12 protein-coding genes are annotated in these 12,591 nt (G+C 60.8%); 11 read left to right on the top strand and 1 reads right to left on the bottom strand.

The window, feature by feature from the left end; all coding sequences use genetic code 11:
- The first annotated feature begins 97 nt into the window (after positions 1-97).
- The 11 genes from ACXZ1M_RS00060 to ACXZ1M_RS00110 all read left to right on the top strand — a co-directional run bounded on the left by ACXZ1M_RS00060 (position 98) and on the right by ACXZ1M_RS00110 (position 11,150).
- On the top strand, positions 98-1,222 hold the full coding sequence (locus ACXZ1M_RS00060; protein WP_459051212.1) for a YjhT family mutarotase: 1,125 nt from the start codon (positions 98-100) through the stop codon (positions 1,220-1,222).
- A 12-nt stretch (positions 1,223-1,234) separates the two neighbouring features.
- Positions 1,235-1,933, top strand: coding sequence for a FadR/GntR family transcriptional regulator (locus ACXZ1M_RS00065; RefSeq protein WP_459051213.1), 699 nt, complete (start codon positions 1,235-1,237; stop codon positions 1,931-1,933).
- A 125-nt stretch (positions 1,934-2,058) separates the two neighbouring features.
- Complete coding sequence (locus tag ACXZ1M_RS00070) at positions 2,059-3,612, top strand: ABC transporter substrate-binding protein (protein ID WP_459051214.1); 1,554 nt, start codon at positions 2,059-2,061, stop codon at positions 3,610-3,612.
- Between the two features lie 47 nt (positions 3,613-3,659).
- Entirely contained in the window at positions 3,660-4,613 is a 954-nt protein-coding gene (locus ACXZ1M_RS00075; protein ID WP_459051215.1) for an ABC transporter permease, read from the top strand.
- A gap of 33 nt (positions 4,614-4,646) precedes the next feature.
- Positions 4,647-5,504 (top strand): ABC transporter permease, encoded by an 858-nt coding sequence (locus ACXZ1M_RS00080; protein WP_459051216.1) that lies wholly within the window; start codon positions 4,647-4,649, stop codon positions 5,502-5,504.
- A gap of 5 nt (positions 5,505-5,509) precedes the next feature.
- Positions 5,510-6,430, top strand: a complete 921-nt coding sequence (locus ACXZ1M_RS00085) for a dihydrodipicolinate synthase family protein (RefSeq protein WP_459051217.1) — start codon at positions 5,510-5,512, stop codon at positions 6,428-6,430.
- A gap of 29 nt (positions 6,431-6,459) precedes the next feature.
- Positions 6,460-7,443 (top strand): ABC transporter ATP-binding protein, encoded by a 984-nt coding sequence (locus ACXZ1M_RS00090; protein ID WP_459051218.1) that lies wholly within the window; start codon positions 6,460-6,462, stop codon positions 7,441-7,443.
- 21 nt (positions 7,444-7,464) lie between these two features.
- Positions 7,465-8,487, top strand: a complete 1,023-nt coding sequence (locus tag ACXZ1M_RS00095; protein ID WP_459051219.1) for an ABC transporter ATP-binding protein — start codon at positions 7,465-7,467, stop codon at positions 8,485-8,487.
- Complete coding sequence (locus ACXZ1M_RS00100; protein ID WP_459051220.1) at positions 8,484-9,170, top strand: N-acetylmannosamine-6-phosphate 2-epimerase; 687 nt, start codon at positions 8,484-8,486, stop codon at positions 9,168-9,170. Before ACXZ1M_RS00095 ends, ACXZ1M_RS00100 begins: the two co-directional genes overlap by 4 nt.
- 1 nt (position 9,171) lies before the next feature.
- A complete protein-coding gene (locus ACXZ1M_RS00105; RefSeq protein ID WP_459051221.1) occupies positions 9,172-10,101 on the top strand; it encodes an ROK family protein in 930 nt (309 codons plus the stop codon).
- Positions 10,059-11,150 carry a sialate O-acetylesterase gene (locus ACXZ1M_RS00110; RefSeq protein ID WP_459051222.1) on the top strand — a complete coding sequence of 364 codons (1,092 nt, stop codon included), beginning with the start codon at positions 10,059-10,061 and terminating at the stop codon, positions 11,148-11,150. Before ACXZ1M_RS00105 ends, ACXZ1M_RS00110 begins: the two co-directional genes overlap by 43 nt.
- 29 nt (positions 11,151-11,179) lie before the next feature.
- Here ACXZ1M_RS00110 and ACXZ1M_RS00115 read toward each other — a convergent pair whose 3' ends face one another.
- Positions 11,180-12,517: an MFS transporter gene (locus tag ACXZ1M_RS00115; protein WP_459051223.1), complete on the bottom strand. Its 1,338-nt coding sequence runs from the start codon at positions 12,515-12,517 to the stop codon at positions 11,180-11,182.
- Positions 12,518-12,591: the final 74 nt, after the last annotated feature.

The following is a 12,591-nucleotide window of genomic DNA, read 5'->3' on the forward strand; positions in this document are numbered from 1 at the left end:
AAGCATTTCACCAGTCAGTTGTTTGACATCTGACATCTTGCGTGATACGCTCTACTCTTATCAGTGTGACAAACTACGACCTTCTTCGGGATTGCCAGTGAATACATTGCATCGCACATCAGTCAAGGAAAGCAGTCAGGCGCTTGCATTTGCCTGGCCAGACTTCCCGCTGGCCCTGAAGGAAGCGGTGGGCGTGCGCGTCGGCGCGACGCTGTTTGCCGGCCTGGGATCGGCAGGCCAGGCCTGGTTTGCGCTCGACACCACGGCGGCCTGCAAAACCTGGCAGCCGCGCGCAGCGTTTCCGTTTGCCGCGCGCAACGGCGCCGTCGCAGCCGCAGCCAACGGCAAGATCTATGTATTCGGCGGCTGTGGCCGTTCGACGCCAGCGCAGAGCCTGCATCAATTCGACAGCATTGCCTGCTACGATACGCAGGCCGATAGCTGGACCGAATTGCCAGCCCGTTTGCCGGTTGGCCTGCTGGGGGCGTCCGCTGCGGCGATCGGTTCTTCCATCTATCTCTTCGGCGGCTACAACAAGCCGCAATTCGATCGGTTTTTCGAGGAATACGAGGCGGCGGACCCGGCGCGGCAACCGGCGATTTTGCACGCCTTCATGGATCGCCGGGTGGAGGATTTTGCCTGGAATGACCATGCCTGGGAATTCAATACGAACGACCACAACTGGCACGATCTCGGCCCGGTGCCGCATGCGCCCCACTGCGGCAGCGCCCTCATCGTTGATGGCCAGGAAGTCCTGCTGGCGAACGGCGAGATCAAACCCGGTCTGCGCACGGCCAGCGTGCGGCAGGTGTCGATCCGGCACGGCGCATTGTTTTGGCGGCCGGAACAAGATTTGCCGGCGCCGGATCAGTCGCAAGAAGGGATTGCCGTGGCTTTTTCCGGAAAATGCGGTATGGTCAAGATCCTTGCCGGTGGCACCAATTTCATGGGCGCGCGTCGCAACTATGCGTCGGGGACAAAGTATGCGCACCAGGGCTTGAACAAACTCTGGCGCGACGAGATCTACCTGTTGAAAAACGACACCTGGGAGTTGGCCGGCCGCTTGCCGCAGGGCCGTGCGACCGGACTGGCTTTTGAAGTTGAGCAGGGTCTGTTGCTGGTGGGGGGCGATACGCAAAATGGACAGCCCTGCCTTGAGACTTGGCTGCTTTCCTACACGGAAAGCACGGGAATAACGATTAGTGGTAACAAACTGAATTAAAGAAAGCATCGCATGACGAAAAAAATTCCGACGTATCGCTTGGCGCAAGCAGAGATCAAGCAATTCATCGAACGCAAGGGCCTCAGGCCGGGAGACGGCTTGCCGCCGGAAGGCATGCTGGCTGAAGACCTTGGCATCAGCCGCCCGTCGCTGCGCGAAGCCGTCAAGTCGTTGGAATCGCTCGGCATCCTGGAGGCGCGTCACGGCGAAGGGATTTACGTCAAGGCGTTTTCTTTCGACGCCATCCTGGAAAACCTGCCCTATTCGATGGTCGCCGACGACGCCCAGGTAACGGATTTGCTCTACGTGCGCACCTACCTTGAACTTGGAGCGATTCCCTCGGTCGTCAGAAATATTCAAACCGAGAATATCGAAAAACTGCGCTCGCTCGCGGAAACCATGCTCAGCAAAGCGCTGGCCCATGAGACCTTCTTCGACGAAGACCGCGCCTTCCACGCCGAGATGTATCGCTGCATGGACAACAATTTCTTGCTGTCGCTGATTGATCTGTTCTGGCGGATCTTTAACAACTTGCTCAAGAATTCGGGCGAAACGGAAATCGATCAGTGGCAGTTGGAAAACTCTGCCCGCGACCATATGGCGATCGTCGAGATGCTGGAGAAGAAAGATAAAGCCGGCTTGATGTGGGCGCACGCCAAGCATTTCGAATCCATCTCCAAGCGTTACCCGAAGGCCGCCATCCAGATATAGCCTGCGGTTCAGGCAGGCCTTCAACTCCCAAAGCGTAGAAAAAAAGCTGGTGCATCGGCCAGATGGGACCCTTTTGCCTAAAAATTTGTCGCACCGCTGCTTATTTGAAAGAAGAAGACCAGAAGATGATCAAGAACGAAACCGGCAAAATCATTTTTTCTACCGCCTTGGCCGCGCTGCTGAGCCTGACTGCCTGCGCTGCCGCCACCGGGCAGACATTTACTGGCGCTTTCGATGTCGGCGCCAGCGGCAATGCGCAAAAATTCAATCCACTGACCGCATCCGCCGGCTTCAGCTTCTACAACAAATATTTCAGCACGCTGACTTTGTACGATGTCGGTCTCCAGAACATTTCCGGCGACCTGGCCGAAAGCTGGACCTATGCCAAGGACGGCAAGAGCCTGATCATCAAGTTGCGCCAAGACGTGACATGGCACGACGGCAAACCCTTTACTGCAGCGGACGTCAAGTTCACGCTGGAACTGGTAAAAAATCCGGAGATGGCCAGCGTCTTCTCGGCACGCCTGAACGATGTGAGCGCGATCAAGGCATTGGACGCTTACACCGTGGTCCTCGAACTGGTGCAAATGGACGCTTCGCTACCGGACGCGTTCACCAACATCATGATGGTGCCGCAACACCTGTTGGGCAACATCCCAGCCAGGGAGTTGCGCACGTCCAGCTGGTGGAAGTCGCCGGTCGGTACTGGCCCGTTCAAATGGGCCAGGTACACGCCGGATCAATTCGTCGAACTGGTGGCCTATCCGCAGTTCTATCGCGGCAAACCCCGCCTGGCGAAATTGGTCAATCGTTACTTCAAGGACGGCAGCGCGGCGACCATCGCCTTGCAAGCCGGAGAAATCCAGTACAGCGCCATGACGCTGGACCAGGTCAAGGAAAACCAGAGCACCAAGGCGGTCGACGTGATTGCCGGCCCTTCGCATGTGCTCAACTACATCGGCTTCAACAACAACGACCGGCGTTTCAAGGATGTCCGTGTGCGCCAGGCGATCCTGCTGGCCATCGACCGCAATGCCATCATCAGGAGCATCTACAGCAACACGGCCAGCGTCGCCAATTGCGCCTTGACGCTGCCGCAGTATGTTCCGGCCGATATCAACCAGTACCCGACCAACGTCAACCAGGCCAAGGCCTTGCTGGCTGCGGCAGGCTGGAATCAATCCGAACCGCTGGAAATGCTGACCTACTACAACGATCAGGCAAGCAAGGACGTGGTGACGGTCTTGCAATCGATGCTGGCGCAAGTGGGCATCAACGTCATTCCGCGTTTCGTCGATGGGACCACGTTCGGCACCATCGTCGATGCCAACAAATTCAGCATGGTCTACGCCGGCGGCGGCAATGGTCCCGACCCCGGCACGCTGATTCCTTTGATGAAGTCGTCGTACGCGCCGCCCAAGGGCGTGAACCGCATGCGCGTGAATATTCCTGAACTGGACCAATTGTTCGACGCCGGGCAGCGGGAAACCGATGCTGGCCAGCGCGCCCTCCTCTACCAGCAAATGTGCCGTGTCACCAACGCCCAATTGCCGTGGATTCCTTTGTGGGTAGGCAAGCGCTTCGGCGGTTTTACGAAAAATGTTCAGAACGTTGTCTGGACACCGGCGCCGGGCGGTGGCCGTTATCAGGACTTCCCGGAACGCTGGTCGATCAAGTAAGCGGCCCGCCGCTTTTTTAACTAAGTTTTGAGAACACGGGGCAGAACATGCTGAAATATATCTTCAACCGTCTGGTGATCAACATCCCTACTCTGCTGGCGATTTTGGTGACCATCTTTGTGTTGATCAATATGGCGCCCGGCGATCCGGTCGACGCCTTCGTCCCGCCGAATACCGCATTGACGGCAGAGCAAAAAGCCGTCCTGCGTCACGATCTCGGCCTGGACCAGGCCGCGCCGCTGCGCTTTGTCAGGTGGATCGCACAGGTCGCCAGCGGTGATCTCGGCTATCGCTACAAGGACGGCGCCAAGGTGCTGGATGAAATCACGAGCCGGCTGGCGCCGACCTTGATGCTGGCCTTCGCCGGGCTGAGCGGCGGTTCGCTGCTCGGCATCATGCTCGGCATTTTTGCCGCGCGCCGCTACAACAGCGCGACCGATCACGCCCTATCCATCGTCGCCTATGTGGCCATCTCCACCCCGGCGTTCCTGCTCGGCATCCTCGGCATGTATGTGTTTTCCCTGAAGCTGGGCTGGTTTCCAACCGGTGGTTATTCCGAGCCCGGCCAAGGCGGCCTGCTCAACACCCTGTATTACCTGGCCTTGCCGGCGTCGGTCTTGTCGGTCCAGTTCATCGCGATTCTGATGCGCTATACCCGCGCCGGCTTGCTTGAGGTGATGACCCAGGACTACGTGCGCACCGCCAAGGCCAAAGGTTTGTCGGCGCGCGCGGTCACCTTGCGCCACGCCTTCCCGAATGCGCTGATTCCTATCGTGACGGTCATCGGCGCCAATTTCGGCGCCCTGATCGGCGGCGCGGTGTTTGTCGAAACGGTGTTTTCCTGGCCGGGCATGGGCATGCTGTTTTTGGACGGCATCGAGAGCCGCGATTATCCGCTGATCATGGGCATCGCCCTGTTCATGGCGATTGCGATCCTGCTGGTGAATATGCTGACCGACATCCTCTATTCGTGGATCGATCCGCGCATCACCCTGAAATAATTTACTTGCCTCTCATCATACGGACCTATCGTTATGAATCATTCCAGTATCGGCGCAGCGCGGTGGAAGAAATACAGATCCAGCAAAGCGGGCATGTTCGGCCTCGTGGTGTTCTCCTTGATCACCTTGCTCTGCATTTTTTCGCGCCAACTATTTCATTTCGATGCGAATGCGATCGACCTCGATTCGACCCTGCTGCCGCCCTCGACGCTGCACTGGCTGGGCACGGACCAGATCGGGCGCGACATGCTGGCGCGTACTTTCGCCGCCGGCCGCGTCTCCTTGCTGGTCGGTGTCGCCAGCGTGATGCTGGCGGTGCTGATCGGTACGCTGCTGGGCGCGCTGGCCGGCTATTTTGGCGGCTGGGTCGACAGCCTGATCATGCGCCTGGTCGACATGGTGATGACCTTCCCGCCGATCATCGTGCTCATGACGCTGGCCGCTGTGATCGGTTCCGGCACCGGCAAGACCGTGATCGTGATCGGCCTTCTATCCTGGCCCCTGGTGTGCCGCCTGGTAAGGGCGCGGATACTCAGCGTGCGTGAAATGGAATTCGTGGCGGCCGCCAAAACCCTGGGCGCAGGCCATGCCTACATTCTGTTCAAGCACTGCCTGCCCAACACCATGGATGTGCTTGTAGTTTTTTCTTCGCTTGGTTTCGTCTCGGCCATCATGGCCGAAGCGGGACTGAGTTTTCTCGGCCTGGGCGTGCAGTTGCCGGATGCCAGCTGGGGCAGCCTGATCAGTATTGCGCGTGAGGCTTCCGTCCTCAAGCAATATCCGTGGATCTGGCTCCCTTCCGGCGTCTTCATTGTCATGACTGCGCTTTCAGCCAATTTTATCGGCGACGGTTTGCGCCGTACCTTTGACCCCAAAACACTTAAGGAATAATCAGCATGTCCACTCTGAAACTGCATGGCATCGTGCCACCGGTCGTCACGCCTTTGACCCAGGACTTCCAGGTCGACGAAAAAAGCCTGCGTAAAGTCGTGCGCCACCTGGTCGATGGCGGGGTCCATGGCCTGTTCCTGCTCGGCTCGACTTCGGAATGCGTGTTCCTGAACGCCAGCCAACGCGCGGAAGTCATCCGGATTGCGCTGGACGAAGCCGCAGGCAAAGTGCCCGCCGTGTGCGGCACCATGGATCCCACCACCGACCGCGTGATCGACAACGCCCGCCAGGCGCAGTCGCTCGGCGTTGACGGCCTGGTCGTCACGTCGCAGTTTTACACCCGCTCCAGCCAGAACGAAACCATCGATCATTTCAGCATGATCAAGGATGCGGTCGATCTGCCCATCCTGGCGTACGACATTCCGGTTTGCACCAACCTGAAACTGTCGCGCGAAACCATACGCGAGATGTACGACCGCAAATTGATTTGCGCCGTGAAAGACAGCAGCGGCGATATCGAAAACATGCGCATGCTGGGACTGGATTTCGCCGCCGAGCCGGATTTCTCGATTCTGAGCGGTTCGGAAACCGTGGTCGATTACGCTTTGCTGGGCGGCGCGCATGGCAACGTGCCTGGCCTGGGCAACGTCGATCCAGCAGGCTACGTTCGCCTGTACAACGCCGCGCAGGCCGGTGACTGGGCCGCCGCCCGCAAGGAACAGGAACGCCTGATCCAATTGTTCCAAATCGTGTTCCAGGGCGTGCCGGACACCAGCCCGAACGCCTCCGGCGTCGGTGGCTTCAAGACCGCGATGCACCTGATGGGCCTGATCGAAAACCGCCACATGAGCCGTCCGAACCGCGTCTTGCCCGATGCCGCCGTGGCCAAGGTCAAGCAAATCCTGATCAGCAGCGGCCTGCTGTAATTTCGCTGCCCAGAAAAGAGGTAATCGCAATGAGAAGTTCCGAAGTGATTCTCGATGTCCAAGGCCTCACGACATCGTTCCCGACCCCGGGCGGCACCGTCAAGGCGGTGAACGACCTCAGTTTTTCGCTGAAGGCCGGCGAAACGCTGGCCATCGTCGGCGAGTCGGGGTGCGGCAAATCGGTTACCTCATTTTCTCTCATGCGTCTGCTGTCCCCCCAGGCCAGCATCCAGGGCGAGGTCTGGTTGACGGCGCGCGACGGCAAACGCCTGAATCTGCTGTCGCTGACCGAGAAGGAAATGGAAAGCGTGCGCGGCAACCAGCTCGGCATGATCTTCCAGGAACCGATGACGTCGCTCAATCCCTTGCAACGCGTCGGCGACCAGATTGCGGAAGGCCTCATCGCGCACGGCATCTGCACAGCGGCCGCAGCGCAGGCGCGCGCGCTGGAGCTGCTCAAGCTGGTGGGCATCTCGGCGCCGGAAATCCGCGCCAGGCAGCATCCGCATCAAATGTCGGGCGGCATGCGCCAGCGCGTCATGATCGCGATCGCGCTGTCCTGCGCGCCGCAAGTGCTGATCGCCGACGAGCCGACCACGGCGCTCGACGTCACCATCCAGGCGCAGATCCTGCGCTTGATGCGCAAGCTGCAACGCGAAGTCGGCATGGGCATGGTGTTCATCACGCACGACATGGGCGTGGTCGCGCAGATCGCCGACCGCGTCGCCGTCATGTACGGCGGCCAGTTGGTGGAAACCGCCGACACCAAGACCCTGTTCAGGAATCCGCTCCATCCCTACACCCGGGGCCTGCTGGCGTCGGTACCGCGACCGGGGCATAGCGGACGCCTGGTCGGGATACCGGGTCAGGTTGAAACCATCTATGGCGAACATATCGGCTGCCGCTTCGTCAATCGCTGCGCTCAGGCCACCGACCTGTGCCGCGCCGAGAGGCCGGGCCTGGTCGCGCACGCGGATGAGCAACGGGTACGTTGCCATTTCGCCGGTTCATAAGCGGTTAATAGCGAGAGCGATATGCATACCACGACAGAAAATACCTCCGTTGCCGGCAAGACCGGTGACGCGATTTTAAGTTTTTCCAGGATCGGCATCACGTTCCAGACCAGGACCAGCATGTTCGGCAAGGCGCAGCCTTTACGCGCCGTGCAGGACGTGTCGTTCGACCTGTTGCGCGGCGAAGTGCTGGGCATCGTCGGCGAATCCGGCAGCGGCAAATCGACGCTGGCCAAGCTCGCGATGCGCTTGCTGCAACCGACCTCGGGTGAAATCCTGTATGAAGGCAAGCCGATCAACTCGTACCGGGGCGCGGCGCAAAAAGCCTTGCGCGCCGATGTGCAAATGGTGTTCCAGGATCCGAACGCCAGCCTGAATCCGCGCTTGACGATCGAACAGAGCTTGCTGGAACCCTTCGTCCTGCACAACCGTGGCAGCCGGCTTGAGCGCGCTACGGAAATCGCCCGCCTGCTCGGCGTGGTCGGCTTGCCAGCCACGGTATTGCAGCGCTATCCCCACGAATTGTCGGGCGGCCAGAAGCAGCGTGTGGTGATCGCGCGCGCGCTGGCGTTGAAGCCGAAAGTGCTGATCGCCGACGAAGCCGTGGCCGCGCTCGACGCCTCGGTCAAGGCGCAGATCATTAACTTGCTGCTCGATCTGCAAAAGGAATTCCAGCTGTCGATCATTTTCATCTCGCACGACCTGCCTATGGTGCAGGCGATGTGCGACCGCGTGCTGGTCCTGTATCTGGGCCGCCTGATGGAATACGCGCCGCGCGCCGCGATCGCCCACGGCGGCCTGCATCCGTACACCCGCGCCTTGTGGAAGAGTTCGCCTATCGCCGATCCTGAGCTCGGCATGCCGGAAAAAGAGACGCTGGCAGGTGACATCCCCAGTCCGCTGAATCCGCCCAGCGGTTGTGTGTTTCACACCCGCTGTCCTCAAGCCGTGGAACGCTGCAAGCAAACTGTGCCTGAACTGAACGTGCTGTCGGCGCAGCATGGCGTGACGTGTCTACTTATTCAACCTACCGAGTGCCCATGAATCTCTCCCAACTGAAAAACGCCCTGATCGTTTCCTGCCAACCCGTGCCTGGCAGCCCCATGGATCGGCAAGACATCATCGTTGCCATGGCCGGCGCGGCGGTCGCCGCCGGCGCCGGCGGCTTGCGCATCGAAGGCGCGGCCAATGTCCGTGCGGTGACTGCCGCCGTCAAGAACGTGCCGGTGATCGGCATCGTCAAACGCGATCTGGAGGACAGCCCGGTGCGCATCACGCCGTATTTGCACGACGTGCAAGCGCTGATCGCCGCCGGCGCCGCCGTGATCGCCTTCGACGGCACCGATCGCCGGCGTCCGGTGACGGTGGCCGAATTGCTGGCCGCGACCCGTGCCGCCGGCCGTCTGGCGATGGCCGATTGCTCGACCCTCGAAGACGGCCTGGCCTGCCAGGCGCTCGGTTGCGATCTGATCGGTTCCACCTTGTCCGGCTACACCGAGGAGACCGCCGGCGTGCCGGACGACCGTCCGAATCTCGAATTAGTTAAGCAACTGAGCGCCGCCGGCGCGCTGGTGGTGGCCGAAGGCCGCATCCGCACCGCCGCCGAGGCCGCCGCTGCGCTGAGCGCCGGCGCGCATTGTGTGACGGTCGGCTCGGCGATCACGCGCATCGAGCACATCACCGAATGGTTCATCACCGCGATGAACCAGGCACGGAAGAAAGACTGAGATGCTGCTCGCCCTTGATATCGGCGGCACCAAGGTCGCCTCCGCGCGCGTGGAAAACGGCGTCATCGTCGAACGCCGCCAGCACCCGATGGCCTGCGATGAAGACGGCTTCGGGCTGCTCCTCGACGCGCTGACCGCAGGCTGGCCGGCGCCGGCGCGCGTCAGCGTCTGTACCACCGGCTATATCGACGGCGGCCGCGTGCACTCGGTCAATCTCGACATCATCAAATTCTGGGATGGCTTTGCGCTGGCCGATCTGCTGCAGGCGCGCTACGCCTGCCCGGTCACCTTGATCAACGATGGCCAAGCCGCCGCCTGGGGCGAATACCTCAGCCGTCAAACCGAGCCCACTCATCCAGCCAATCTGCTGTTCATCACGCTCTCGACCGGCGTCGGCGGTGGACTGGTGCTCGATCATCGATTGCGGGTCGGCCCGCACGGCCTGGCCGCGCACGTCGGCCACGCCGGCGTACGGCTGGCGGCGCTGGATGGCGCGACCACTTGCGGCTGCGGCCGCCTCGGTTGCCTGGAAATGATTGCCTCGGGCACGTCGCTGGCGCGACAGGCGACGGCGATCTTCGGCCAGCCCATGACCAGCGCGGAACTGTTTGCGCGCGCCGCCGACGACGACCGTGCCGAAACCATCATCGCCCATGCCGCGCAAGCCGTGGCGGAAGCGATTGGGGGTTTCCACATGATCGTCGACCTGCAAGAAGTCGTGATCGGCGGTAGCGTCGGTCTGGCCGAAGGCATGCTGGATCGCATCCGCGCCGCATTGAAGGGCTTGCCGTTGCGCGCCGCGCCGCTACTGAGCGCCGCGCGCCGAGGCGGCGATGCCGGCTTGAGCGGCGTGATCGCGCTCGATAACACATCACCGGAAAAAATAGCATGCATCCAGATCAGCAAGTCAGGCAGTGGTACGTGCTGGTGATTGCCGGCCAGTCCAATGCGCAGGGTTTCGGCGAAGCCATGCCGGAACTGGACGATTTACAGAGCTCACCGCGCATCAAGCAGCTGGGCCGTTACCGCGGCGTGCGCCCCGACGGCGTGTACGAAGACCGTTGGAACAAGATCATCGATGCCAGTCATGCGCTCGATGATGTCAAGGACATGCGGTTCTGTAATTTGAGCGGCAATACCGACCCGCGCCGTTCGGGCACGGTAGGCCCTGGCATTTTCGTTGCCCGTCGTCTGCTGCCCTTGTTGCCCGACGATGCAGGCATTCTACTGCTGCCGGAAGCGCATGGCGGCGCCGGCATGGACTTCGGCGATCCCGGCAGCTACATGCAGGAGGAAGAATGTACGCCGCAAGCGCAACCGGGCGCCAGCGTCGGGCGTTGCGTGTGCAATTATCCCGGCCTGGACGACAGCAACACGCAGGGAGCGATGGCGTGGATGGGCACGCATGGCGCCGCGTCACCGTTGTACCGCGACTTGCGTGATCGTTTGCGCCATGCGCTGGCGTCAAACCCGGCCAATAAGCTGCTCGGCTTCGTCTGGGTCCAGGGCGAATCCGACGCCCACGCGGGCGATCCGTATGCCGACCACCATGGCGCCAGTTTTAACACGATGGTCGACCGGCTGGGCACAGACCTGGCCGACCTTCGATCGCAATTCCTCAACGGCGACTGGACGCAAGTCCCGTGGATCAATGTGCTGGCGACGCACTGGTGGGACGAAGCGATTGCGGCGCATAAAAAAGTCATCGACGGCTACCGCAGGCTGGCGCGACAACGTCCACAACAAATGTGCCTGCTCGATGTCCGCCACCAGGAAAACGGCGAGGTTATGGAAACCAACCAGACCCATTTTATTGATCCTCGCAGCGCCGCGTATTCACCCGAGTTAAACGGCGTTGTGACCGACGGCCGCTCTTGCGAACCCCATATGATCCACATCCATCTGTCATCGGGCGCCTATCGCGGTGAGGTCTCGCGCAGGATTGCGCAAGCGCTGCAAGAACGCTGTTTCGGCAACTAAGGAGACTTAAGCGTGAATCAGCGAAAGGCCTACGCCAAGGCTTCCTGCTTCACCGCACTGGACTGCCTTGCATGCGCGTCGGAATTGTGAAACGGCGCCAGCCACGCCACGATGAAGGAAGGAATGGTGGCGGCCATGACGAAAATGAAGTAGTTCACATAGCCCATCATCTCCTGCAAATGGCCGCTGGCGATACCGGTAAGCAGCATGCACAAGCCCTTCAAACCCGTTCCGAACGCGTAATGGGTGGTCGAGTACTTGCCTGGAGCCAGTTGCTGCATCAGGTAGATCGTCAGCGCGACGTGACCGAACCCGTAGAAGAACTTCTCGACGACGACGCCGGCAATCACCCACCACTGGTCGCCGGGTTGGAACCATGCCATCAGCAGGAAAGTCACATTCGGTATATTGACAGCGCAGGCCATGGTCATCAGGCCAGACTGGAGGCCACGGCGCGCGGCAAATAGCCCGCCCAGCAAGGCGCCGACCAGGACGGCGCCGAGGCCGAAGGTCCCATAGATCAAACCTAGGGCTTCATTGGTCAGGCCCAGGCCGCCGCGTGCCACGGGATCGACCATGAAAAACGGACCTATCTTCTCAAGCAAGCCCACACTGACCGGAAACAGCAGCGCCAAGGCGATCATGCGTCCGATATCGCGCTTCTGGAACAGCGTGACGAAGGAATCTTTCATGATGTGCGCGGCGTCGGCCAAGCCCGCAGGCGCGTTGGCGGCGCGCGCCCCGGCTGGCATCACCAACCGATGCCAGCCGGGCAGCAGCAGCGCCACGCCGGCAATGATATACAGGATCACCTGCCACGCGTCGCCCCAAGCCGGGCCGGCGACGGCCGGGTCGTGTCCGAACACATGGGAATGGAGGAAGCCGGACAGGTAGACCAGACCGCCGGTGACGAGGATCGGCGCCAGATTCCAGCTCAGGCTTTGAACGCCGCAGAACAGCGACTGCGCCCTGCCGGATAAGGCGGAAATGTACACCCCGTCGGTGGCGATGTCCTGGGTGGCGCCAAGGAAGGAAGTCATCCACAACAGCGCCATGATGACGCCCATGTATCCCGGCAGCGGCAGCAAGCTGGCCACCGCCAGGAAGGTCAAGCCGATCAGCACTTGAGCCATCAGCACGAAGAATTTCTTGGTGCGGTACATTTCCACCAGTGGCGAAAACAAGGGTTTGACCGTATAAGCGAGTATGAAGTAGCTGGCGTATTCGGCCGCTTTGCCGTTTTCCATGCCCAGGTTCTTAAACATGACGGCCATGGCAATGTTCAGTACCGCGTAGGACAGGCCCATTGAAAAATAGGCCGAGGGAACCCACAGCATCGGTGTCCCGGAAATGCGTTTCTCATCCATGATTGCTTTCGTGATTGGAGGCGTCGAGTCTCGCACATGGCTTGCCGACTACACCACCGGAGCCGTCCGAATGC

This window comes from Duganella paludis (genome assembly GCF_054461335.1).

Bases quoted from the DNA above. Each gene is read 5' to 3' on its own strand.
- ACXZ1M_RS00095 (WP_459051219.1), top strand. From the start codon at position 7,465: ATGCATACCACGACAGAAAATACCTCCGTTGCCGGCAAGACCGGTGAC.
- ACXZ1M_RS00110 (WP_459051222.1), top strand. From the start codon at position 10,059: ATGCATCCAGATCAGCAAGTCAGGCAGTGGTACGTGCTGGTGATTGCC.
- ACXZ1M_RS00065 (WP_459051213.1), top strand. From the start codon at position 1,235: ATGACGAAAAAAATTCCGACGTATCGCTTGGCGCAAGCAGAGATCAAG.
- ACXZ1M_RS00100 (WP_459051220.1), top strand. From the start codon at position 8,484: ATGAATCTCTCCCAACTGAAAAACGCCCTGATCGTTTCCTGCCAACCC.
- ACXZ1M_RS00085 (WP_459051217.1), top strand. From the start codon at position 5,510: ATGTCCACTCTGAAACTGCATGGCATCGTGCCACCGGTCGTCACGCCT.
- ACXZ1M_RS00070 (WP_459051214.1), top strand. From the start codon at position 2,059: ATGATCAAGAACGAAACCGGCAAAATCATTTTTTCTACCGCCTTGGCC.
- ACXZ1M_RS00105 (WP_459051221.1), top strand. From the start codon at position 9,172: ATGCTGCTCGCCCTTGATATCGGCGGCACCAAGGTCGCCTCCGCGCGC.
- ACXZ1M_RS00090 (WP_459051218.1), top strand. From the start codon at position 6,460: ATGAGAAGTTCCGAAGTGATTCTCGATGTCCAAGGCCTCACGACATCG.
- ACXZ1M_RS00075 (WP_459051215.1), top strand. From the start codon at position 3,660: ATGCTGAAATATATCTTCAACCGTCTGGTGATCAACATCCCTACTCTG.
- ACXZ1M_RS00080 (WP_459051216.1), top strand. From the start codon at position 4,647: ATGAATCATTCCAGTATCGGCGCAGCGCGGTGGAAGAAATACAGATCC.
- ACXZ1M_RS00115 (WP_459051223.1), bottom strand. From the start codon at position 12,517: ATGGATGAGAAACGCATTTCCGGGACACCGATGCTGTGGGTTCCCTCG.